The sequence below is a fragment of the Streptomyces cyslabdanicus genome (genome assembly GCF_052663305.1).
In genome coordinates this window covers 1-21,289 of sequence record NZ_JBQRUW010000002.1, presented here as the reverse complement: position 1 = coordinate 21,289, position 21,289 = coordinate 1, and the positions used below count along the sequence as shown (strand labels likewise).

Below are 21,289 nucleotides of genomic sequence, written 5' to 3'. Positions count from 1 at the left end.
ACGGGTCGTGTATGAGCGTCAGCGCTGGGCGGCGGCGATGGATTCCCGGGCCTTGGCCGCCACGTTCTCGGCGGTGAAACCGAACTCGCGGAAGAGCACCTTGGCGTCGGCCGAAGCACCGAAGTGCTCGAGGGAAACGATGCGGCCGGCGTCTCCCACGTACTTGTGCCAGGTCAGACCCACGCCTGCCTCGACCGCCACACGGGCCCGCACGGCCGGCGGCAGCACGCTGTCCCGGTACCCCTGGTCCTGCTCCTCGAACCACTCCACGGACGGCATGGACACCACCCGGGTGGGGATGCCCTCGGCCTGGAGCTGCTCGCGGGCCTCCACGGCCACGTGCACCTCGGAACCGGTGGCGATCAGGACGACCTGGGGCTCGCCACCTTCGGCCTCGAACAGGACGTAACCGCCGCGCGCGGCGTCGTCGTCGGGCTCGTACGTCGGCACGCCCTGGCGGGTCAGCGCCAGACCGTGCGGCGCGCCCTTGCCGAACTCCTTGGTCCAGCGGCGCAGGATCTCGCGCCAGGCGATCGCGGTCTCGTTGGCGTCGGCCGGGCGGACGATGTTCAGGCCCGGGATGGCGCGCAGCGAGGCGAGGTGCTCGACCGGCTGGTGGGTGGGGCCGTCCTCGCCCAGGCCGATGGAGTCGTGCGTCCAGACGTACGTCACCGGCAGGTGCATCAGGGACGACAGGCGCACCGCGTTGCGCATGTAGTCGGAGAAGACCAGGAAGGTGCCGCCGTAGACGCGGGTGTTGCCGTGCAGCGTGATGCCGTTCATCGCCGCGGCCATCGCGTGTTCACGGATGCCGAAGTGGAGGGTGCGCCCGTACGGGTTCGCCTCCGGCAGCGGGTTGCCCTCGGGCAGGAACGACGAGGTCTTGTCGATGGTGGTGTTGTTAGAGCCGGCCAGGTCCGCCGAGCCGCCCCACAGCTCCGGGATCACGTCGCCGAGCGCCTGGAGCACCTTGCCGGACGCGGCGCGGGTGGCGAGACCCTTGCCCGCCTCGAACACCGGGATCTTCTCGTCCCAGCCGGCGGGCAGCTCGCCCGCGGCGATCCGGTCGAACTCGGCGGCCCGCCCGGGGTTGGCCTCGCGCCAGACCTGGAGCGACTTCTCCCACTCGGTCCTGACCCGGCGGCCCCGCTCGACGGCGGCGCGGGTGTGCTCCAGCACCTCGTCGGAGACCTCGAAGTGCTGCTCGGGGTCGAAGCCGAGGACGCGCTTGGTGGCCGCGACCTCTTCCTCGCCCAGCGCCGAGCCGTGCGCGGCCTCGGTGTTCTGCGCGTGCGGGGCCGGCCAGGCGATGATCGAGCGCATCGCGATGAAGGACGGCCGGTCGGTGACGGCCTTGGCCGCCTCGACGGCCGCGTGGATCGCCCGCGGGTCGAGGTCGCCGTCCTCCTTGGCCTCCACGCGCTGCACGTGCCAGCCGTAGGCCTCGTACCGCAGAGCGGTGTCCTCGGAGACGGCCGTCTCGGTGTCGCCCTCGATCGAGATGTGGTTGTCGTCCCACAGCAGGATCAGGTTGCCGAGCTTCTGGTGGCCGGCCAGCGAGGACGCCTCGGCGGAGATGCCCTCCTGGAGGCAGCCGTCACCGGCGATGCAGAAGACGAAGTGGTCGAACGGGGACTCGCCCGCGGGGGCCTCCGGGTCGAACAGGCCGCGCTCGTAGCGGGCGGCCATCGCCATGCCCACCGCGTTGGCGACACCCTGGCCGAGCGGGCCGGTCGTGGTCTCCACGCCCGCCGTGTGCCCGTACTCCGGGTGGCCGGGCGTCTTCGAGCCCCAGGTGCGGAAGGCCTTCAGGTCGTCCAGCTCCAGCCCGAAACCGGCCAGGTACAGCTGGGTGTAGAGGGTCAGGGAGGAGTGGCCGGCGGACAGCACGAAGCGGTCGCGCCCCACCCACTGCGGATCGGCCGGGTCGTGCCGCATCACCTTCTGGAAGAGGGTGTAGGCGGCGGGAGCCAGACTCATCGCCGTGCCGGGATGGCCGTTGCCGACCTTCTGTACGGCATCGGCGGCCAGGACGCGCGCGGTGTCCACGGCACGCTGGTCCAACTCGGTCCACTCGAGGTCTGTGGTGGTCGGCTTGGTGCTCACCCTGGGTCAGGGCTCCTCTCCACATGTCGGATGCCGGCGTGCGGGGGGACCGCGCACCGGTTGCCGGCGTTCTCGGCGTCGGCCGGCCGATGTGAGCCTATCCCGTCAGAACGTGCGTTTTTCCGCGTCGTTCCAGAGTGCCGGGACTCTTCTCGATCCGCCTCCCCACCGGCCGGAATCCCATGGGACACATGAATACGGGGGTGCTCATCCGATCGCTCAATCGAGCCGGATCGCGCCCGTCCGGAGGGCCCCGCCAACACGACGCCACCCCCGCGAATGTCCGGGTCTGGGCAACGTCTACAGTGGCGTGGTACGCGCGAGTCCTCACCGTCGGTTCACACGGTCGGCTCGCTGGGATGTCTCTGTCAGGGGTGTGCGTGACGGCCGTCGAATCCCGTCCAGCGGGGGTGCTCGCGAGCCAGAGCCCGAGCCACCGGCCGTTCGGGGCCCGTGTCAAGGCGTTCGTGGCGCTGACCAAGCCGCGGATCATCGAGCTGCTGCTGATCACCACCGTGCCGGTGATGTTCCTGGCCCAGCGGGGTGTGCCCGACCTGGGGCTGGTCCTGATCACCTGCCTCGGCGGCTACCTGTCGGCGGGTGGCGCCAACGCGCTGAACATGTACATCGACCGCGACATCGACGCGCTCATGGACCGGACCTCCCAGCGCCCGCTGGTCACCGGCATGGTCAGCCCGCGCGAGTGTCTGGCCTTCGGCATCACGCTGGCGGTCGTCTCCACGCTGCTGTTCGGCCTCACCGTCAACTGGCTGTCCGCGTGGCTGTCGCTCGCAGCGCTCCTCTTCTACGTCGTCGTCTACACGATGATCCTCAAGCGCCGTACGTCGCAGAACATCGTGTGGGGCGGCATCGCCGGCTGCATGCCGGTCCTGATCGGCTGGTCCTCGGTCACGAACTCGATGTCGTGGGCGCCCGTCATCCTCTTCCTCGTCATGTTCTTCTGGACGCCGCCGCACTACTGGCCGCTGTCCATGAAGGTGCGGGAGGACTACGCGCGTGTGGGCGTGCCGATGCTCCCGGTCGTCGCCTCGAACAAGGTCGTCGCCCGGCAGATCGTGCTCTACAGCTGGGTGATGGTGGCGGTCTCGCTGCTGCTGACCCCGCTCGGCTACACCGGCTGGTTCTACACGGTGGTGGCGCTGGCCGCGGGCGGCTGGTGGCTGTGGGAGGCGCACGCGCTGCAGAACCGGGCCAAGGCCGAGGCGACCGGCACGAAGCTGAAGGAGATGCGCCTGTTCCACTGGTCCATCACCTATGTGTCGCTGCTGTTCGTGGCGGTGGCGGTGGATCCGTTCCTGCGCTGACCTGCCGCGCGGGGGCGCGGGGGTGGTAGCGGTTCTTCTCGGGCGGGGTGCGTGGTCGAGGCCACGCACCCCGCCCGTCGCCGTTTGATCTACTCGTGGGTAGCATCCAGACATGGCAGACACGCAGCAGGTTGACCCCAAGAACGAGCGCAGGGCCGCCCGCCTCGCGCGGCGGATCGGCTCCTTCTCCAAGGCCCATGGAGGGGCCGAGGGACAGGTCGCGTACCTGGGGGAGCGCGGCGCCAGGATCGTCCTGGTCGGCGAGGACGGCACCTGGGGCGACCTCGTGGCACCGACGTACGCCATCGCCGAGAAGGCGATGGAGAAGTCCGGGATCACCGTCCACGAGGCGTTCGACGGCGAGTTCGCGGCCAAGGTGCGGACGGGCCCGTACGAGTGGAGCCGCATGGCGGGCCTCCAGCTGGGCGGCCCCGCCAACCGCTGACCCCCGGTGCGGAGCGTCGGGACCGGGCTCGGCGACACCGACAGCCGACCGACCGGTCAGGGCCTCTGGGATACAGGGTTCTGACCGGTCGGCCGGCTGGAAGCGTGGGTGCGGGCCGGGGTGAGCCCCGGCTGGGCGTCGGCCGTCAGGCCCTGGCCGGCGTCGCCTCGGCGAGGGGACCCGGAAGGCCGGCCACCGCCTGCGGCCGCTCGCGCAGCGACAGCAGCACGCGCAGCACCCAGATCCACATGACGCACGAGCCCAGCATGTGCAGGCCGACCAGGACCTCGGGCAGGTGCGTGAAGTACTGGACGTAGCCGAGAGCGCCCTGGGCCAGCAGGATCAGGAACAGGTCGCGGGTCCGCAGCAGCGGGCCCCGCGGCGCGTCGACGGCCTTGAGGATGAACCACAGGGCGAACGTCAGCGTGACCACGATCCACGCCAGCACGGCGTGCATCTTCGCGACCGTCTGCCAGTCGATCGGGATGCGGGAGACCTCCTTCGAGTCGCCCGCGTGCGGCCCGGCACCGGTCACCACCGTGCCCACCGCGATCAGCAGCACGCTCGCGAGGACCAGGAACCCCACCAGTTGCCGGATCGGCTTGCCGACCAGCGGGCGCGGCTCGGCGTCACCCTCGCGGGTGCGCTGCCACATCACCGTGGCGACCGCGATCAGCGCCGTGGACAGCAGGAAGTGCGCCGCGACGGTGTACGGGTTCAGGCCGACGAGGACGACGATGCCGCCGAGCACCGCGTTGCCCATGACCACCCAGAACTGCGCCCAGCCCAGCCGGGTGAGGCTGCGCCGCCACGGCTTCTGGGCGCGTGCGGCGACGATCGCCCAGCCCACGGCGGCACACAGCACGTACGTCAGCATCCGGTTGCCGAACTCGATCACGCCGTGCACACCCATCTCGCGGGTGGTGGTCAGCGAGTCGTCCGTGCAGGTGGGCCAGGTCGGGCAGCCGAGGCCCGAGCCGGTCAGGCGGACGGCGCCGCCGGTGACGACGATGACCACCGCCATCACGAGCGCGCAGAGGGCCGCCCGCCGGACGGTCCTCGGGTGCGGGGTCCAGCGTTCGGCGATGAAGGCGAGCGGGTTGCGCACGGCGGCCATGGCGTCGGCGCGGGTCAGGTTCGGCACGCGATCCATCGTAGGCGTCCGCTTGTGCACGGTTTCACGAGGGTCCATCGCGTCCTACTCCCAGCGGAAGAACTTCCCGGCGGCCGCGAGACCGGCCACCGCCCAGACGGCGAGGATCGCGAGGTCGCCCCACGGCATCCCGGCGCCGTGCTGGAGCACGTCCCGCAGTCCGCCGGAGAGCGCCGAGATGGGCAGCAGGCCGAGCACGTCCTGGGCGACGGGCGGGAACTTGTCCAGCGGTACGACCACCCCGCCGCCGACCAGCAGCAGCAGGAAGACCAGGTTGGCGGCGGCCAGGGTCGCCTCGGCCTTCAGGGTCCCCGCCATCAGCAGGCCGAGACCGGAGAAGGCGGCGGTGCCGAGCACCATCAGCAGCAGCACGGCGAACGGGTTGCCGTGCGGCGACCAGCCGAGCGCGAAGGCGATCACGGTCAGCAGTACGACCTGAAGCACCTCCGTGACCAGCACCGACGCCGTCTTGGCGGTCATCAGTCCCCAGCGCGGCAGCGGCGAGGCGGCCAGCCGCTTCAGCACGCCGTAGCGCCGCTCGAAGCCGGTCGCGATGGCCTGCCCGGTGAACGCGGTCGACATCACGGCGAGCGCGAGGACGCCGGGGGTGAGGAAGTCCACCGCCCTGCCCGCGCCGGTGTCGACGATGTCCACGGAGCTGAACAGCACCAGCAGCAGGGTGGGGATGACGACGGTGAGAAGAAGCTGCTCCCCGTTGCGCAGCAGCATCTTCGTCTCCAGCGCCGCCTGCGCCGCGATCATGCGGGTCAGCGGGGCCGCGCCGGGCTCCGGGGTGTACGTACCGGTGGCGGTGACGGTGGTCACGAGCGCAGCTCCTTGCCGGTCAGCTCCAGGCTGTGTTCTCCCGGGGGACAACCCCCGGACCCCCGGCCGTGCTTCAAGTGGGCCGGAATCACCGGAATCATGAGCGCAACTCCTTGCCGGTCAGCTCCAGGCTGTGTTCTCCCGGGGGACAACCCCCGGACCCCCGGCCGTGCTTCAAGTGGGCCGGAATCACCGGAATCATGAGCGCAACTCCTTGCCGGTCAGCTCCAGAAAAACGTCCTCCAGGGTGTGCCGCTCCACGGAGATGTGGTCCGGCATCACGCCGTGCTGCGCGCACCAGGACGTCACGGTCGCCAGCAGTTGCGGGTCGATCTTGCCGACGACGCGGTAGGAGCCCGAGGTCAGCTCGGCGGCCGAGGAGTCGGCCGGCAGTGCCTTGAGGAGGGAGGCGACGTCGAGTCCCGGGCGGCCGGTGAAGCGCAGGGTGTTCTCGGCGCCACCGCGGCACAGCTCCTCCGGGGAGGCCTGGGCGATGACCCGGCCGGCGTCGATGATCGCGACGTCGTCGGCGAGCTGCTCGGCCTCCTCCATGTAGTGCGTGGTGAGGATCACCGAGACGCCGTCGGCGCAGAGGTCGCGCACGAGGTCCCAGGTGGCATGGCGGGCCTGCGGGTCGAGTCCGGCGGTCGGCTCGTCGAGGAAGACCAGTTCGGGCCGGCCGACGACGGCCATGGCGAGCGCGAGCCGCTGTTGCTGGCCGCCGGAGAGCCGGCGGTAGGAGGTGCGCCCGCAGCTGCCGAGCCCGAGCCGTTCCATGAGGGCATCCACGTCCAGCGGGCGGGCGTGCAGCCTGGCGACGTGCCGCAGCATCTCGTCGGCCCGGGCCCCGGAGTACACGCCACCGGACTGGAGCATCACGCCGATACGGGGCCTGAGCCGCGCGGACTGTCTCACCGGGTCGAGGCCCAGGACGCGCACCGTGCCGGAGTCCGGCCGCCGGTACCCCTCGCAGGTCTCGACCGTCGTCGTCTTGCCCGCGCCGTTGGGGCCGAGCACGGCGGTCACACCCGCCCGGGCCACCAGGTCGAGGCCGTCCACCGCGGTCTTCGTGCCGTACCGCTTCACCAGGGCCTGGACCTGGACCACGGGCTCACTTCGCATGAGGCCAAAGTCTAGGGACGCGCCGGACGGCTCAGGCGGCCGGGTGAGGGAAGTCATCCTCCCGGGGCCGGTGCACCGGAAGCCACCGCTGCGCGTACGCCACCGCGTCCGCCAGGGGGAACAGCCGCGACCGGGCGGCACCCACCGTGCCGCGGACCACCGGCCGGTCGCGTTCGAAGTCGTGCCCGAGCTCGTCGAACCGCTCGGAGGTGATGGACACGTCGGTGACGACCTCCCAGCCGTGCGGCCCCGGCCGGCCCACCCGCACGAGCGGCGCGGGGATCCGGTACTCGGCCAGGTGGAAGCAGGTGCAGGAGTCGTATCCGGCGCCCAGCAGCAGCACCCGGGCGCCGAGCGCCTCCAGCCGGGCGAGCGGGCTGCGCTCGCCCAGCCGGCAGTCGGTGGCGTGCCCGTCGACGATCTCGGCGGCGCGGGGCCCGATCGCCGCGAACGAGGTGTGCGGGTGCGCGCTGCGCAGGGTGCCCGGCCAGGTGCGCACGGTCTCCGGGATCACTCCGACCCCGAGGGTGGGGGTGATCCGCGGGTCGTAGGCGGGCATCGTGGCCCGGATGGTGTCCCACCACTCCTCGGGTACCGGCGGTCTGCTCCAGTGCGCCGGGTCGGAGAGGTCGCCGGACTGGGTGGGGACCACGAGCGTGCCCTCGGGACCGAGCGCGTCGAGCAGCCCTTGGACGACCGCGACCGGACCGCCGCAGACCCAGCCGAGCGAACTGAGGGAGGAGTGGACGAGGAGGGTCTCGCCGGGGCGGACGCCGAGGTCGCGCAGAGCCTCGGCGATCGTGCCCCGGGTGACGAGTGGGCCGGTCGGCAGGGGTGTGGGCATGGTCGGGCAGTCTGGCGCACGGCTGCGGGGGGATGCCACCGCTTTGCTCGACCGGAGATCGTTTCCGCAGGTGGGATTAGGTTTGCCTAAGTGATGCAGGGCACCGCCCGGGCGGAGCAGCGCCGCTTGTCAGGTCTCGAGGAATTACGCAACAATGGCGTTGTGAAAAACGTCGGCCAGGCTCGGGAGACCCCCACGGGGGCCCCGCAGGAGGAGTTCGCGACCGGATTGCGCTCGGATCACTCCACGCGCAACCGGGTCGCGCGGTCCATCCTGGACCACGGCCCGTCGACGGTCGCCGAGCTGGCCGGCCGGCTCGGGCTCACCCAGGCCGCCGTGCGGCGCCACCTGGACGCCCTGGTAGCCGACGACGTGGTCGAGGCGCGGGAGCAGCGGGTGTACGGCGCGCGGACGCGCGGCCGGCCCGCCAAGGTCTTCGCGCTCACCGACTGCGGGCGGGACGCCTTCGACCAGTCGTACGACAAGCTCGCCGTGGACGCGCTCCGCTGGATCGCCGAGCACGAGGGCGGGCAGGGGGCGGTCGCCGCCTTCGCCCGGGCGCGGATCGCCGCGCAGGCGGGCGCGTACCGCAAGGCGATCGAGGCCGTCGCTCCCGACCAGCGCACCGCGGCGCTGGCCAAGGCCCTGAGCGTGGACGGGTACGCTGCTACGGCGCGCAACGCGCCCCTCCCGCAGCGGGGTGAGCAGCTCTGTCAGCACCACTGCCCGGTCGCCCACGTCGCGGAGCAGTTCCCGCAGCTGTGCGAGGCGGAGACGGAGATCTTCGCAGAGCTGCTGGGGACCCACGTCCAGCGACTGGCGACCATCGCGCACGGCGACGGCGTCTGCACGACGTTCATCCCCAAGATTTCCCAGACCGATCACCACAGCCACAACGCATCCGCAAGCACGGCCGGGAGGAACCCCGCATGACTCTCCCCACGGAGACTGCCCACCCCGAACTCGAGGGCCTGGGCAACTACGAATACGGCTGGGCCGACTCCGACGAGGCCGGTGCCTCTGCCAGGCGTGGTCTGAACGAGGACGTCGTCCGCGACATCTCCGGCAAGAAGTCGGAGCCGGAGTGGATGACCAAGCTGCGCCTGAAGGGCCTGAAGCTCTTCGAGAAGAAGCCCATGCCGAACTGGGGCTCGGACCTGTCGGGGATCGACTTCGACAACATCAAGTACTTCGTGCGCTCCACGGAGAAGCAGGCGGAGTCCTGGGAGGACCTGCCCGAGGACATCAAGAACACGTACGACAAGCTCGGCATCCCCGAGGCGGAGAAGCAGCGCCTGGTCGCCGGTGTCGCGGCCCAGTACGAGTCGGAGGTCGTCTACCACCAGATCCGCGAGGACCTGGAGGAGCAGGGCGTCATCTTCCTCGACACCGACACCGCGCTGCGGGAGCACCCGGAGCTCTTCAAGGAGTACTTCGGCACCGTCATCCCCGCCGGTGACAACAAGTTCGCCGCGCTGAACACCGCCGTGTGGTCCGGCGGCTCCTTCATCTACGTGCCGAAGGGCGTGCACGTGGAGATCCCGCTCCAGGCCTACTTCCGCATCAACACGGAGAACATGGGCCAGTTCGAGCGGACCCTGATCATCGTCGACGAGGGTGCCTACGTGCACTACGTCGAGGGCTGCACCGCCCCGATCTACAAGAGCGACTCCCTGCACAGCGCGGTCGTCGAGATCATCGTCAAGAAGAACGCCCGCTGCCGCTACACGACCATCCAGAACTGGTCGAACAACGTCTACAACCTGGTCACCAAGCGCGCCGTGGCCTACGAGGGCGCGACCATGGAGTGGATCGACGGCAACATCGGCTCCAAGGTGACGATGAAGTACCCGGCCGTCTACCTGATGGGCGAGCACGCCAAGGGCGAGACCCTGTCCATCGCCTTCGCGGGCGAGGGCCAGCACCAGGACGCCGGTTCCAAGATGGTCCACATGGCGCCGAACACCTCGTCCAACATCGTCTCCAAGTCGGTGGCGCGCGGCGGCGGCCGTACCTCGTACCGCGGCCTGGTCGAGATCGGCGAGGGCGCCGCGGGCTCCAAGTCCAACGTGCTCTGCGACGCGCTGCTCGTGGACACCATCTCCCGCTCCGACACGTACCCCTACGTGGACGTTCGTGAGGACGACGTGTCCATGGGCCACGAGGCGACCGTCTCCAAGGTCTCCGAGGACCAGCTCTTCTACCTGATGAGCCGTGGTCTGAGCGAGTTCGAGGCGATGGCGATGATCGTGCGCGGCTTCGTCGAGCCGATCGCCAAGGAGCTGCCCATGGAGTACGCGCTGGAGCTCAACCGGCTGATCGAGCTGCAGATGGAGGGCGCGGTCGGCTAAGCACCGACCCGGGCCGGCGATTCGCCGGCCCGCAGTCCGCCATCCAGCCCATACGCAAGAAAGCGAGCAATACGACAGCCATGGCTGAGGCCCAGAACATCCCCGTCGGTTCGACGACCGCGGGCCAGATCGCGGTCGCCGCCGAGTCGACCGTCGCCACGCGCATGAGCGCGCCGCCCTCCTTCGACGTGGCGGACTTCCCGGTCCCGCACGGCCGCGAGGAGGAGTGGCGCTTCACCCCGCTGGAGCGGCTGCGCGGTCTGCACGACGGCACCGCGACCGCCACCGGCGAGGGCGTCAAGGTGGACGTCCAGGCCCCCGACGGCGTCACCGTCGAGACCGTCGGCCGCGACGACGCGCGGCTCGGCAAGGCCGGCACCCCGGTGGACCGCGTCGCCGCCCAGGCCTACTCCGCCTTCGAGAAGGCCTCGGTCGTGAGCGTCCCCAAGGAGGCCGTCCTGACCGAGCCGATCCGCATCGCGGTGCACGGCGAGGGCGGGGTCGCCTACGCCCACCAGGTCATCGAGCTCGGGGCCTTCGCCGAGGCCGTCGTCGTCATCGACCACACCGGTGACGCGGTGCTCGCCGCCAACGTCGACTACCTGCTCGGCGACGGCGCCAAGCTGACCGTCGTCTCCATCCAGGACTGGGACGACAAGGCCGTGCACGTCGCCCAGCACAACACGCTGATCGGCCGGGACGCCTCCTTCAAGTCGGTCGTCGTCACCTTCGGCGGCGACCTCGTCCGCCTGAACCCGCGCGTGACCTACGCCGGCCCCGGCGCCGAGGCCGAGCTGTACGGCCTGTACTTCACCGACGCCGGCCAGCACCAGGAGCACCGCCTCCTGGTCACCCACAACGCCCCGCACTGCAAGTCGAACGTCGCCTACAAGGGCGCCCTCCAGGGCGACGACGCGCACGCGGTGTGGATCGGCGACGTCCTGATCGAGGCCAAGGCCGAGGGCACGGACACCTACGAGATGAACCGCAACCTCGTGCTGACCGACGGCGCCCGCGTCGACTCCGTGCCGAACCTCGAGATCGAGACCGGCGAGATCGTCGGCGCCGGCCACGCCTCCGCGACCGGCCGCTTCGACGACGAGCAGCTCTTCTACCTGATGGCCCGCGGCATCCCGGAGCAGGACGCCCGCCGTCTGGTGGTCCGCGGCTTCTTCGCCGAGCTGGTCCAGCAGATCGGTGTCACGGACATCGAGGAGCGCCTCATCGCCAAGATCGAGGAGGAACTGGAGGCGGCGGTCGGATGAGCGGCACCTTCGTACGCGTCTGTGGACTGAGCGAGCTGGAGGAGGACACCCCGAAGCGGGTGGAACTCGACGGCACGCCGGTCTCGGTCGTGAAGACCGAGGGGGAGGTGTTCGCCATCAACGACATCTGCTCGCACGCGAACGTCTCCCTCTCCGAGGGCGAGGTGGAGGACTGCCAGATCGAGTGCTGGCTGCACGGCTCCAGCTTCGACCTCCGCACCGGCAAGCCGTCCGGCCTCCCCGCGACGCGCCCTGTCCCCGTTTACCCCGTAAAGATCGAAGGGGACGACGTGCTCGTCTCCCTCACCCAGGAGTCCTGAGGCATCCATGGCAACGCTTGAAATCCGAGACCTGCACGTCACCGTCGAGGCCGACAACGCCACGAAGGAGATCCTCAAGGGCGTCGACCTCACCGTGAAGCAGGGCGAGACGCACGCCATCATGGGCCCCAACGGCTCGGGCAAGTCGACTCTCGCCTACGCCCTGGCGGGCCACCCCAAGTACACCGTGTCCAGCGGCTCCGTCACCCTTGACGGCGAGGACGTCCTGGAGATGCCCGTCGACGAGCGCGCCCGCGCGGGCCTGTTCCTGGCGATGCAGTACCCGGTCGAGGTCCCCGGCGTCTCGGTCTCCAACTTCCTGCGCACCTCCGCCACCGCCGTCCGCGGCGAGGCGCCGAAGCTGCGCACCTGGGTGAAGGAGGTCAAGGAGGCCATGGAGCGTCTCTCCATGGACCCGGCCTTCGCCGAGCGCAACGTGAACGAGGGCTTCTCCGGCGGTGAGAAGAAGCGGCACGAGATCCTCCAGCTGGAGCTGCTCAAGCCGAAGATCGCGATCCTCGACGAGACCGACTCCGGCCTCGACGTCGACGCCCTGCGCATCGTGTCGGAGGGCGTGAACCGGGTCCGCGAGAGCGGCCAGGTCGGCACCCTGCTGATCACCCACTACACGCGCATCCTGCGCTACATCAAGCCCGACCACGTCCACGTGTTCGCGGGCGGCCGGATCGTCGAGTCCGGCGGCCCCGCGCTCGCGGACAAGCTGGAGAACGAGGGCTACGAGGCATACGTGAAGGGTGGCGCATCCGCGTGACACAGCTGCCGGGCCTCCTCGACACAGAGGCGATCCGCAAGGACTTCCCCGTCCTGGACCGGCTGGTCCACGACGACCGGAAGCTCGTGTACCTGGACAACGCGGCGACCTCGCAGAAACCGCGCCAGGTGCTGGACGCCCTGAGCGAGTACTACGAGCGCTACAACGCCAACGTCCACCGCGGTGTGCATGTGCTCGCCGAGGAGGCCACGGCGCTGTACGAGGGCGCGCGCGACAAGGTCGCCGCGTTCGTCAACGCGCCGAGCCGCGACGAGGTGATCTTCACCAAGAACGCCTCCGAGTCGCTCAACCTCGTGGCCAACATGCTCGGCTGGGCCGAGGAGCCCTACCGGGTGGACCACGAGACCGAGATCGTCATCACCGAGATGGAGCACCACTCCAACATCGTTCCCTGGCAGCTGCTGGCGCAGCGCACGGGCGCGAAGCTGAAGTGGTTCGGCCTCACCGACGACGGCCGCCTCGACCTGTCGAACATCGACGAGATCATCACCGAGAAGACGAAGATCGTCTCCTTCGTGCTGGTGTCCAACATCCTCGGCACCGTGAACCCGGTCGAGGCGATAGTCCGGCGCGCGCAGGAGGTCGGCGCGCTGGTCTGCATCGACGCCTCGCAGGCCGCGCCGCACATGCCGCTGGACGTGCAGGCCCTCCAGGCCGACTTCGTGGCCTTCACCGGTCACAAGATGTGCGGCCCGACCGGCATCGGTGTGCTCTGGGGCCGCCAGGAGCTGCTCGAGGACCTGCCTCCGTTCCTCGGCGGCGGCGAGATGATCGAGACGGTGTCGATGCACTCGTCGACGTACGCCCCCGCCCCGCACAAGTTCGAGGCGGGCACGCCGCCGATCGCGCAGGCGGTCGGTCTGGGCGCGGCGATCGACTACCTGAGCGCCATCGGGATGGACAAGGTCCTCGCCCACGAGCACGCGCTCACCGAGTACGCGGTGCGGCGGCTTGCGGAGGTGCCCGACCTGCGGATCATCGGCCCGACCACGGCCGAGGACCGGGGCGCGGCGATCTCCTTCACGCTCGGTGACATCCACCCGCACGACGTGGGCCAGGTCCTCGACGAGCAGGGCATCGCGGTGCGCGTGGGCCACCACTGCGCGCGGCCGGTGTGCCTGCGGTACGGAATTCCTGCGACCACGCGAGCGTCGTTCTATCTGTACTCCACGCCGGCCGAGATCGACGCTCTGGTCGACGGCCTGGAGCACGTACGGAACTTCTTCGGCTGACGGGACGAGCGATCGGATGAAGCTGGACTCGATGTACCAGGAGGTCATCCTGGACCACTACAAGCACCCGCACGGGCGTGGTCTGAGGGATGGCGACGCCGAGGTGCACCATGTGAACCCGACGTGCGGCGACGAGATCACGCTCCGAGTGAAGTACGACGGCACGACGATCGAGGACGTCTCGTACGAGGGCCAGGGCTGCTCGATCAGCCAGGCCTCGGCCTCCGTGCTGAACGACCTGCTCGTCGGCAGGGAACTGGCCGAGGCGCAGAAGATCCAGGAGACCTTCCTGGAGCTGATGCAGTCCAAGGGCCGGATCGAGCCCGACGACGCGATGGAGGAGACCCTGGAGGACGCGGTGGCGTTCGCCGGGGTGTCCAAGTACCCGGCCCGGGTCAAGTGCGCCCTGTTGAGCTGGATGGCCTGGAAGGACGCGACGGCCCAGGCGCTGGGCGGCGCCGACGCCGAAAGGAAGACCGCATGAGCGAGACCGTGGAGATGAAGCCGGCCTCGGAGGAGGAGCTCCGCGAGGCCCTGATGGACGTCGTCGACCCCGAGCTGGGCATCGACGTCGTCAACCTCGGCCTGATCTACGGCATCCACGTCGACGAGTCGAACATCGCGACCGTCGACATGACCCTGACGTCCGCGGCCTGCCCGCTCACCGACGTCATCGAGGACCAGGCCAAGTCCGCCACGGACGGCCTCGTCAACGAGCTGCGCATCAACTGGGTCTGGATGCCGCCGTGGGGCCCCGACAAGATCACGGACGACGGCCGCGAGCAGCTGCGGGCGCTCGGCTTCAACGTCTGAGATCCACGAGCACGACGACCAACGGCGAGGTCCGAACGGGCCTCGCCGTTCGTCGTTCCGCTCACCCGTTCGTCGTTCCGCTCTTCGTGACGGCATCGACATCGCGGCCCCTCGATATGTACGACCGTACACATCGGTGGATACGCTCGCCCCCATGGGATACGTGTTGCTCGTCGGCGCCATCGCCGCGGAGGTCGCCGCCACGACGGCCATGAAGTACAGCAACGGCTTCAGCAGGTTCGGGCCCTCGCTGGTGACCGTCCTCGGGTACGTCCTGTCCTTCGTGCTGCTCGCCCGGACCCTGCGGACCGTGGCCATCGGCACGGCCTACGCGATCTGGTCCGGCATCGGCACCGCGGCCGTCGCCGCCCTCGGTCTGGTGCTGTTCGGGGAGGGGATGGGCCTCGCCAAGGTCGCGGGGATCGTCCTGATCATCGGCGGAGTGGTCGTGCTCAGCCTGGGCGGGGCCCACTGATGGCCCGGCGGTACGACCCCGAGCGGCGGCAGCGGATCATCGACGCGGCGCTGCGCGTCGTCGGCGCCAAGGGCCTCGCCGGGCTGACCCACCGCACGGTGGCCGAGGAGGCGGACGTACCGCTGGGCTCCACCACCTACCACTTCCGGACCCTGGACGAGCTGATGGTCGCGGCCCTCGGGCAGGCGAACGAGGGGTTCGCCAAGGTGATCGCCGCGCGCGGCGGCCTCGACGACCCGCGCACCGACCTCGCGGACGCGCTCGCGGGCTGGATGGGGCAGTGGCTGGCCGGTGACCGCACTGGAGTCGAGCTGGAGTACGAGCTGTACCTCGCCGCCCTGCGTCGCCCCGCGCTCCGTCCCGTCGCCGCCGAGTGGGCCGAGGACGTCGCGGCCCTGCTCTCCCGCCGCACCGACCCCACCACCGCCCGCGCCCTGGTGGCCCTGATGGACGGCATCTGCCTCCAGGTGCTGCTGACCGGAACCCCGTACGACGAGGGCTACGCGCGCGAGATCCTGGCGCGGGTGATCCCGCCGTCCGCGGACACCTGAGCAGGGTTGGCGCGCCCGCCGCGCCACCTCCCGCGTGGGCCGCGGACCGGCACATGAGACGCCCACCGCACCGGTTCGCCGGTGCGCGCCGCCTCACGTTAGGTTTCCTTCTATGACCGACACGACTGCTCCCCGCACCATCGGCGCCGTGGCCGCCGGACTCGCCACGATCGCCGCCGACGGCACCGTTCTCGACACCTGGTTCCCCGCCCCCGAGCTGACGGACCAGCCCGGCCCGGCCGGCAGCGAGCGGCTGTCCGCCGAGCGGGCCGCGGAGCTGCTCGGCGACGGCGCCACCGCGGCGATCGGACCGGACGCGCGCCGGGGCGTCGAGGTGGTCGCGGTCCGCACGGTCATCGCCTCGCTCGACGAGAAGCCGATCGACGCGCACGACGTCTACCTGCGCCTCCACCTGCTCTCGCACCGGCTGGTCAAGCCGCACGGCCAGAGCCTGGACGGCATCTTCGGTCACCTCGCCAACGTCGCCTGGACCTCGCTCGGCCCGGTCGCCGTGGAAGACATCGAGAAGGTGCGGCTCAACGCCCGCGCCCAGGGCCTGCACCTCCAGGTGACCTCGATCGACAAGTTCCCGCGCATGACCGACTACGTCGCCCCGAAGGGCGTCCGTATCGCCGACGCCGACCGGGTGCGGCTCGGCGCGCACCTCGCCGAGGGCACCACCGTGATGCACGAGGGCTTCGTGAACTTCAACGCGGGCACCCTCGGCACCTCCATGGTCGAGGGCCGCATCTCCGCCGGCGTCGTGGTCGGCGACGGCTCCGACATCGGCGGCGGCGCCTCCACCATGGGCACGCTCTCCGGCGGCGGCAACGTGATCATCGCCATCGGCGAGCGCTGCCTGGTCGGCGCCGAGGCGGGCGTCGGCATCGCGCTCGGCGACGAGTGCGTGGTCGAGGCCGGCCTTTATGTCACCGCCGGCACCCGGGTGACGATGCCCGACGGCCAGATCGTCAAGGCGCGCGAGCTGTCCGGCGCCTCCAACATCCTCTTCCGCCGCAACTCGGTCACCGGCGCCGTCGAGGCCCGCCCGAACAACGCGGTCTGGGGCGGCCTGAACGAGATCCTGCACAGCCACAACTGACCATGGGCGGCCGTGACCTGCGGCCGCGTACTGGACCAACGCTCTGACCTGCCGCTCTGAGCCGACGACAGAGGTCGACGTCGGTCATGGTTGAGCGCCCTTCCACAGCCCGAGGACGGCCTGGGAGGGCGCTCGTGCGTGAGCACCGAACGGGGAGTTCGATCTGAACCCGTCCCCGGTGCCGTCGTCGGCTGCTCCAATGCGCCGCGGGCACATCGCCAACGCCGTCGCCGCAACCCGCCTGGAGACCGCCCTCGACATCGCCGCGCAGCACCACACCGCCTGCCCACTGCCTGAGAGACTGCCGACGGAGCTGTGATTGGCCCCGGAGACGGGATGGGGATGTTCATATTCGGAGCTTGGCCAGCCCCTTCGTCCCCAGAGCTTCCTGGACCGGCAGCGCATCCCAAGGCCAACCGCATGGCGCACCGCAGGGAAGTCCTGACCCTCAAGACCCTCGAGAGCGTCAGGCACTCAGTCCTTCAACAGCTTGTCGCGCACCGGCATCCAGTCCAGGGCCGACCGGATGCCGTCTTCCAGGGACAACTTCGGCCTCCACCCCAGCAGCCTGTCCGCCCGGTCGCTCTGCGTGTAGCCGCCCGCGACGTCACCGGGCCGCCGGTCGGTGTCCATGGTCGCCAGAGGTGTGTCGACGACGTTGTTGAACGCGGCGCACAACTCGCGAACTGTGGTCCCCGAGCCCGTACCCAGGTTGATCGCGATCGAGCGTGCCGCCCCCACGAGGATGGTGTCGAAGCGTTCAATCGCCGCGATGTGGGCGGCGGCGAGATCCCAGACGTGCACGTAGTCCCTGATGCCCGAGCCGTCGCGTGTCGGGTAGTCCGTGCCCGTGACCGGGAACGGACGGCCTTCGTCATGTGCCTGGATCAGTACGCCCAGAGCATGGCTGGGCCGCTTGAGCTGGAGCCCGGTGCGCAGCTGCGGGTCGGCCCCGACCGGGTTGAAGTAGCGCAGCGACAGCACACGCGGTCCCGTCACGGCGATGTCGGCGAACATCTCCTCACACACGGCCTTGGTCCGTGCGTAGGGGCTCTGCGGCGCCAGCGGTGAGTCCTCGTCGACGGGCGAGCCATCCTCGGCCTGGTAGATGGAGGCCGAGCTGCTGAAGATGATGCGGTCGCAGCCGTTGCGGTGCAGGTGACCGACGAAGGCCAGGCTCTTGGCCACGTTCGCCTCGTAGTAGCCGATCGGGTCCGCGACGGACTCGGGCACCACGATCAGCGCCGCACAGTGCACCACCGCGGAGATGTCCGGGTGCTCCGCGAAGATCCGGTCGACCAGCGCGCCGTCCGCGATATCGCCCTCGTAGAAGGTACGGCCTACGGTGAACTCGCGGCGGCCCCGGACAAGACTGTCCAGGATCACGGGGGTGATGCCTGCGTCCAGGCAGGCCGAGGCGACGGTGCTGCCGATGTAACCGGCTCCTCCCGCGACAAGCGTCTTCACCACGATGTCCCTTCTCCCGGCTTCATTGCAGCCCCAGTTGGCAGTCGGCGGCAAGGCTGGCGGAGACACCCGGCGGGAGAGATCGGCAGCCCAGATGGGCCGGCCCCGGGTAACGACGGCACTCACCCGCAGCGATACCGGCGGCGCTTGCCGAGAACCTCAATGCCTGACGCTGTCGCCGCTCCCGCTCTTCAAGATCCCCGACAGCCTCACGGCCTGGTGGCGACGCCTCCACTCGGACCAGTCGAGGTGGTTAGTCGCATCGGATGAAGGCTGGACGACGCGTGCCAACGCGCGAGAAACGAGCGTGAAATGGCCCGAGTTGAGTGCGCCGACTCCCGTCGTGAGGCTTCGGCCCGTGGAGGAGTGGCGAATTCCCTGCGATGACATCCAGCTCCACTTGATCGTTAATGGACAGTTTCCATGTGTGTCCGGCAGCTCTGGGATCTTCACGCTTTCCACTCTCAAGCTACCGAGGAAGCCCACATGGCTGAAATGCCCGATCTCCGCCTGGATACCTCAAAAGAGAACTGGCTCACTCAAATCCGTAATCTTCCTGGATGGCAACGCATACTCGCGACCCTCCCCCTGGGCCTGCCCCTCATCGGTGGATTGCTCGGCGGCCTCATCGGCGTGCTCGGCGCGGTCATCAACCTTAAAATCGCCCGCACCGCTCTGGCCCCCACCTGGAAAGTTCTCTCCATGGCGGGTGTCATCTTCGGGGCCGTGGTCGCTCTCCTCCTGATCGCCGCCCTACTGGCGGGGTTCTAGTTTCTCCAGCCGGACTTCTGCGTGTGGCATGCGCGGGACGGTCTTGGGCCAGCCGTCCCACCAACGTGTGCCTGCACGCTCGCGGTTGAGCATGCTGACATTCCGGGGACAACGCTCGTGGTTGCGACCAGCCAGGCGCACCCGAGCAACTGGGTCGGACGCGAGGGCAAGGCGGTACTGCCATCCGACGTTGCCCAAGTCATCGAACGCGCCCTGCGCGAGGGCTGGACCCCGTCGGCTTCAGGCTTCCCGACCGTCCGCCGCCGCGCAGGCGGGCCTCCGCCGGGTACCGTTGCAGACAGAAACGGCCCCGTCAGCCCGCGGAGGGCAGGGTGCTGGCGGAACTCACCCGCCGCTTGGGCGGGTGGTCGCGCCAACGTTCGTGGTCGTCCGCCGCTGTGCTGGGCGCCACGAGCAGCGGCAGGCGTGGGACAACGTGGCGTATGCGGGCGAGCTGAACAGCCATGACTGACGTGGTGTCATGACGGCGGGCGCGTAGCCGTGACTACGCCGCTTGCAGTCGTTCGTACGCTGCCCGCAGCCCGTCGGTCGTCTCGCGGTCGGCGGGCCGCAGGGGGGCGCGGACCGGGCCCGCGGGCAGGCCCAGGTCGTTCAGGAGGGCCTTGACGGTGACCGTGCCGGGCAGGCCGGCGGACATCGTCGACTCGATGAGGTCGGTGGCCTGTTGCTGGAGGCGGGCGGCGCCAGCGGTGTCGCCCGCGTCGAACGCGTCGAGAATAGAGTGCAGTTGGCGTGGGACGAGGTTCGCGACCGTGCTGACGTATCCGGCCCCGCCCACCGCGTACAGCGCGAGGATGTGCTCCTCGCAGCCCGCGTAGTACGCCAACTCGGTGCGGGCCAGGACCTTCTGGGTGCCGAGGAAGTCGTAGGAGCAGTCCTTGACCGCCACGATCCGGGGATGCGCGGCCAGTCGCAGCATGGTGTCCGGCTCGATGCGTGTGCCGGTGCGGCCGGGGATGTCGTAGAGCACCACGGGCAGCCCGGAGGCGTCCGCCACCGTGCGGAAGTGCTCCTCCACGGCGTCCTGCGGTGGCCTGCTGTAGTACGGCGTCACCACCAGCACCCCGTCCGCGCCCGCCTTCTCCGCCTCCAGCGCCAGCTCCACGGTGTGCCGGGTGTCGGCGGTGCCCACGCCCGCGACGATCGAGGCGCGCTCACCGACCGCCTCGCGCACGGCCCGGACCAGCGCCGACTTCTCGGCGTCCGTCGTGGTCGGCGACTCGCCCGTCGTGCCGCTGAGCACGAGACCGTCGCACCCGTCGGCCACCAGGCGGTCGGCGAGCCGCTGGGCGCCGTCGAGGTCGAGCGCGCCCGCGTCGGTGAAGGGCGTGATCATGGCGCACAGGGCGCGGCCGAAGGGAGGGGCGGGAGGGGTTGTGGTCGTCATGAGAGCAGTGTCGACCGGTCGATTGTGAAGCTCCACTTAATTCTTCTACCGGATACCCCTAAGCAAAGCTGGATCGAAGGTGTCCCGTGTCCAAGTTGCCCGTCATGCGTCACCATGGGCTGGAGGTCACCGACGGGCAGGTACGGGAGGCGTCATGAAGCTCGGCAAGGCACTGGCCACCGGAGTCGCGGAGGAACGGTCGCCGGTCCGCGCGGAGAAGTCCGGACTCCCCGAGACGAGCCAGGGGATCCAGGAGGCCGGGGAATTCCGGGCGAGCCAGGAGATCCGGGCACCGCAGGCCGCCGTCGCGCCCGAAGAGGCTCCGGCCGCCCGATGAGGCTGCGGCTGCCCGCGGAACGCCCGACGGAGCCGCCGACCGGATACAAGATCGCCCACCCGGTGCTGTCCCACGACGGAGCCCGGGCCCGCTTCACGGGTGTGTCGCTCGGCGGCGCGCTGCCGTACGGGGTCGTCGCGGACGCGGCCTGCGTCTACGGCCGTCGCCACCGGCCACCCGTGCGCCGGTGCGACTGCGGTTTCCACTGCGTGTGCGGACGCGCCGCCGCCGAGGCCCTGCTCTGCACGGCCGAGCACCGCGGCGCCGTCCTGCTGAAGGTCTCCGTCCTCGGCAGCTACATCCGCTACGAACGCGGATTCCGCTACGCCCGCCAGCGGGTGCACACGGCGACGGTCGGCCCGTGCGCGTGCGGCGCGCCCGCCTCCGCCCTGGCCGACGCGGGCTGGGGCAGGCCCGGCTGGTGGGCGCTGACCGCCGTCTGCGCGGGTTGCCTGCGCGGCCGCACGTCCGTGACGTTCGCCGGCTTCGCACGGCTGGCGGGGGACGGGCTGCGGGTCGTGGGGGGGGGGGGGGGGGGTTTTTTGTCCCCCCCCCCCCCCTCCCCCCCCCCCCCCCCCCCCCCC

Annotated in this window: 24 protein-coding genes; 16 read left to right on the top strand and 8 right to left on the bottom strand. The window is 70.2% G+C overall.

Annotated elements, in window-relative coordinates; genetic code table 11:
• Positions 1-18: 18 nt before the first annotated feature.
• Positions 19-2,106 (bottom strand): transketolase, encoded by a 2,088-nt coding sequence (tkt, locus tag ACTYVM_RS00710; RefSeq protein WP_445524004.1) that lies wholly within the window; start codon positions 2,104-2,106, stop codon positions 19-21.
• Between the two features lie 374 nt (positions 2,107-2,480).
• On the opposite strand from tkt, the gene ACTYVM_RS00705 reads away from it, so the two are divergent.
• Together ACTYVM_RS00705 and ACTYVM_RS00700 are read left to right on the top strand one after the other, a co-directional pair.
• A complete protein-coding gene (locus ACTYVM_RS00705; RefSeq protein ID WP_445524246.1) occupies positions 2,481-3,431 on the top strand; it encodes a heme o synthase in 951 nt (316 codons plus the stop codon).
• A 112-nt stretch (positions 3,432-3,543) separates the two neighbouring features.
• On the top strand, positions 3,544-3,876 hold the full coding sequence (locus ACTYVM_RS00700; protein ID WP_445524003.1) for a hypothetical protein: 333 nt from the start codon (positions 3,544-3,546) through the stop codon (positions 3,874-3,876).
• A gap of 145 nt (positions 3,877-4,021) precedes the next feature.
• Here ACTYVM_RS00700 and ACTYVM_RS00695 read toward each other — a convergent pair whose 3' ends face one another.
• From ACTYVM_RS00695 to ACTYVM_RS00680, 4 genes are all read right to left on the bottom strand, one after another.
• Complete coding sequence (locus tag ACTYVM_RS00695) at positions 4,022-5,029, bottom strand: COX15/CtaA family protein (protein ID WP_445524002.1); 1,008 nt, start codon at positions 5,027-5,029, stop codon at positions 4,022-4,024.
• A gap of 45 nt (positions 5,030-5,074) precedes the next feature.
• Positions 5,075-5,791 carry an ABC transporter permease gene (locus ACTYVM_RS00690; protein ID WP_400026610.1) on the bottom strand — a complete coding sequence of 239 codons (717 nt, stop codon included), beginning with the start codon at positions 5,789-5,791 and terminating at the stop codon, positions 5,075-5,077.
• A 261-nt stretch (positions 5,792-6,052) separates the two neighbouring features.
• Positions 6,053-6,976: an ABC transporter ATP-binding protein gene (locus ACTYVM_RS00685; RefSeq protein ID WP_445524001.1), complete on the bottom strand. Its 924-nt coding sequence runs from the start codon at positions 6,974-6,976 to the stop codon at positions 6,053-6,055.
• Positions 6,977-7,007: 31 nt separating this feature from the next.
• A complete protein-coding gene (locus ACTYVM_RS00680; RefSeq protein ID WP_445524000.1) occupies positions 7,008-7,820 on the bottom strand; it encodes an AAC(3) family N-acetyltransferase in 813 nt (270 codons plus the stop codon).
• Positions 7,821-7,982: 162 nt separating this feature from the next.
• Between ACTYVM_RS00680 and ACTYVM_RS00675 the strand changes: the two genes are divergently transcribed.
• The 11 genes from ACTYVM_RS00675 to dapD all read left to right on the top strand — a co-directional run bounded on the left by ACTYVM_RS00675 (position 7,983) and on the right by dapD (position 16,722).
• Entirely contained in the window at positions 7,983-8,753 is a 771-nt protein-coding gene (locus ACTYVM_RS00675; RefSeq protein ID WP_445523999.1) for a helix-turn-helix transcriptional regulator, read from the top strand.
• The gene (gene sufB, locus ACTYVM_RS00670; protein WP_445523998.1) at positions 8,750-10,171 is read left to right on the top strand and encodes a Fe-S cluster assembly protein SufB; all 1,422 of its coding nucleotides are present in this window, start codon (positions 8,750-8,752) and stop codon (positions 10,169-10,171) included. The genes ACTYVM_RS00675 and sufB overlap by 4 nt, the downstream gene beginning before the upstream one ends.
• Positions 10,172-10,251: 80 nt before the next feature.
• Complete coding sequence (sufD, locus tag ACTYVM_RS00665) at positions 10,252-11,436, top strand: Fe-S cluster assembly protein SufD (protein WP_445523997.1); 1,185 nt, start codon at positions 10,252-10,254, stop codon at positions 11,434-11,436.
• Positions 11,433-11,756: a bifunctional 3-phenylpropionate/cinnamic acid dioxygenase ferredoxin subunit gene (locus tag ACTYVM_RS00660; RefSeq protein WP_445523996.1), complete on the top strand. Its 324-nt coding sequence runs from the start codon at positions 11,433-11,435 to the stop codon at positions 11,754-11,756. The genes sufD and ACTYVM_RS00660 overlap by 4 nt, the downstream gene beginning before the upstream one ends.
• Positions 11,757-11,763: 7 nt before the next feature.
• Positions 11,764-12,528 carry a Fe-S cluster assembly ATPase SufC gene (gene sufC, locus ACTYVM_RS00655; protein WP_400026350.1) on the top strand — a complete coding sequence of 255 codons (765 nt, stop codon included), beginning with the start codon at positions 11,764-11,766 and terminating at the stop codon, positions 12,526-12,528.
• Entirely contained in the window at positions 12,525-13,781 is a 1,257-nt protein-coding gene (locus tag ACTYVM_RS00650) for a cysteine desulfurase (RefSeq protein WP_445523995.1), read from the top strand. Before sufC ends, ACTYVM_RS00650 begins: the two co-directional genes overlap by 4 nt.
• A 16-nt stretch (positions 13,782-13,797) precedes the next feature.
• Entirely contained in the window at positions 13,798-14,265 is a 468-nt protein-coding gene (gene sufU / locus ACTYVM_RS00645) for a Fe-S cluster assembly sulfur transfer protein SufU (protein WP_445523994.1), read from the top strand.
• Entirely contained in the window at positions 14,262-14,594 is a 333-nt protein-coding gene (locus ACTYVM_RS00640; RefSeq protein ID WP_010039749.1) for a metal-sulfur cluster assembly factor, read from the top strand. Before sufU ends, ACTYVM_RS00640 begins: the two co-directional genes overlap by 4 nt.
• A 154-nt stretch (positions 14,595-14,748) precedes the next feature.
• Positions 14,749-15,069 (top strand): DMT family transporter, encoded by a 321-nt coding sequence (locus ACTYVM_RS00635; RefSeq protein WP_400026352.1) that lies wholly within the window; start codon positions 14,749-14,751, stop codon positions 15,067-15,069.
• Positions 15,069-15,620 (top strand): TetR/AcrR family transcriptional regulator, encoded by a 552-nt coding sequence (locus ACTYVM_RS00630; protein WP_445523993.1) that lies wholly within the window; start codon positions 15,069-15,071, stop codon positions 15,618-15,620. The genes ACTYVM_RS00635 and ACTYVM_RS00630 overlap by 1 nt, the downstream gene beginning before the upstream one ends.
• A 112-nt stretch (positions 15,621-15,732) precedes the next feature.
• Complete coding sequence (dapD, locus tag ACTYVM_RS00625) at positions 15,733-16,722, top strand: 2,3,4,5-tetrahydropyridine-2,6-dicarboxylate N-succinyltransferase (RefSeq protein WP_445523992.1); 990 nt, start codon at positions 15,733-15,735, stop codon at positions 16,720-16,722.
• 474 nt (positions 16,723-17,196) lie between these two features.
• Here dapD and galE read toward each other — a convergent pair whose 3' ends face one another.
• Positions 17,197-18,192, bottom strand: a complete 996-nt coding sequence (gene galE, locus ACTYVM_RS00620; protein ID WP_445523991.1) for a UDP-glucose 4-epimerase GalE — start codon at positions 18,190-18,192, stop codon at positions 17,197-17,199.
• Positions 18,193-18,675: 483 nt separating this feature from the next.
• Here galE and ACTYVM_RS00615 point away from each other — a divergent pair, with 483 nt between their 5' ends.
• On the top strand, positions 18,676-18,960 hold the full coding sequence (locus ACTYVM_RS00615) for a hypothetical protein (protein WP_445523990.1): 285 nt from the start codon (positions 18,676-18,678) through the stop codon (positions 18,958-18,960).
• A 313-nt stretch (positions 18,961-19,273) separates the two neighbouring features.
• Here ACTYVM_RS00615 and ACTYVM_RS00610 read toward each other — a convergent pair whose 3' ends face one another.
• Positions 19,274-19,426, bottom strand: coding sequence for a hypothetical protein (locus ACTYVM_RS00610; protein ID WP_445523989.1), 153 nt, complete (start codon positions 19,424-19,426; stop codon positions 19,274-19,276).
• A gap of 39 nt (positions 19,427-19,465) precedes the next feature.
• Positions 19,466-20,368: a 4-hydroxy-tetrahydrodipicolinate synthase gene (dapA, locus tag ACTYVM_RS00605; RefSeq protein WP_445523988.1), complete on the bottom strand. Its 903-nt coding sequence runs from the start codon at positions 20,366-20,368 to the stop codon at positions 19,466-19,468.
• A 154-nt stretch (positions 20,369-20,522) separates the two neighbouring features.
• On the opposite strand from dapA, the gene ACTYVM_RS00600 reads away from it, so the two are divergent.
• Positions 20,523-20,705: a hypothetical protein gene (locus ACTYVM_RS00600; RefSeq protein WP_445523987.1), complete on the top strand. Its 183-nt coding sequence runs from the start codon at positions 20,523-20,525 to the stop codon at positions 20,703-20,705.
• Positions 20,702-21,289 (top strand): hypothetical protein (locus ACTYVM_RS00595; protein ID WP_445523986.1); only part of this gene is annotated, 588 nt, incomplete at its 3' end. The genes ACTYVM_RS00600 and ACTYVM_RS00595, both read left to right, overlap by 4 nt.

Excerpts from the sequence above, each read along its gene's own strand:
- ACTYVM_RS00700 (WP_445524003.1), top strand. The coding sequence starts at position 3,544 with ATGGCAGACACGCAGCAGGTTGACCCCAAGAACGAGCGCAGGGCCGCC.
- ACTYVM_RS00695 (WP_445524002.1), bottom strand. The coding sequence starts at position 5,029 with ATGGATCGCGTGCCGAACCTGACCCGCGCCGACGCCATGGCCGCCGTG.
- ACTYVM_RS00690 (WP_400026610.1), bottom strand. The coding sequence starts at position 5,791 with ATGATCGCGGCGCAGGCGGCGCTGGAGACGAAGATGCTGCTGCGCAAC.
- ACTYVM_RS00685 (WP_445524001.1), bottom strand. The coding sequence starts at position 6,976 with ATGCGAAGTGAGCCCGTGGTCCAGGTCCAGGCCCTGGTGAAGCGGTAC.
- ACTYVM_RS00680 (WP_445524000.1), bottom strand. The coding sequence starts at position 7,820 with ATGCCCACACCCCTGCCGACCGGCCCACTCGTCACCCGGGGCACGATC.
- sufB (WP_445523998.1), top strand. The coding sequence starts at position 8,750 with ATGACTCTCCCCACGGAGACTGCCCACCCCGAACTCGAGGGCCTGGGC.
- sufD (WP_445523997.1), top strand. The coding sequence starts at position 10,252 with ATGGCTGAGGCCCAGAACATCCCCGTCGGTTCGACGACCGCGGGCCAG.
- ACTYVM_RS00660 (WP_445523996.1), top strand. The coding sequence starts at position 11,433 with ATGAGCGGCACCTTCGTACGCGTCTGTGGACTGAGCGAGCTGGAGGAG.
- sufC (WP_400026350.1), top strand. The coding sequence starts at position 11,764 with ATGGCAACGCTTGAAATCCGAGACCTGCACGTCACCGTCGAGGCCGAC.
- sufU (WP_445523994.1), top strand. The coding sequence starts at position 13,798 with ATGAAGCTGGACTCGATGTACCAGGAGGTCATCCTGGACCACTACAAG.
- ACTYVM_RS00640 (WP_010039749.1), top strand. The coding sequence starts at position 14,262 with ATGAGCGAGACCGTGGAGATGAAGCCGGCCTCGGAGGAGGAGCTCCGC.
- ACTYVM_RS00635 (WP_400026352.1), top strand. The coding sequence starts at position 14,749 with ATGGGATACGTGTTGCTCGTCGGCGCCATCGCCGCGGAGGTCGCCGCC.
- ACTYVM_RS00630 (WP_445523993.1), top strand. The coding sequence starts at position 15,069 with ATGGCCCGGCGGTACGACCCCGAGCGGCGGCAGCGGATCATCGACGCG.
- dapD (WP_445523992.1), top strand. The coding sequence starts at position 15,733 with ATGACCGACACGACTGCTCCCCGCACCATCGGCGCCGTGGCCGCCGGA.
- ACTYVM_RS00615 (WP_445523990.1), top strand. The coding sequence starts at position 18,676 with ATGGCTGAAATGCCCGATCTCCGCCTGGATACCTCAAAAGAGAACTGG.
- ACTYVM_RS00610 (WP_445523989.1), bottom strand. The coding sequence starts at position 19,426 with ATGGCTGTTCAGCTCGCCCGCATACGCCACGTTGTCCCACGCCTGCCG.
- dapA (WP_445523988.1), bottom strand. The coding sequence starts at position 20,368 with ATGACGACCACAACCCCTCCCGCCCCTCCCTTCGGCCGCGCCCTGTGC.
- ACTYVM_RS00600 (WP_445523987.1), top strand. The coding sequence starts at position 20,523 with ATGAAGCTCGGCAAGGCACTGGCCACCGGAGTCGCGGAGGAACGGTCG.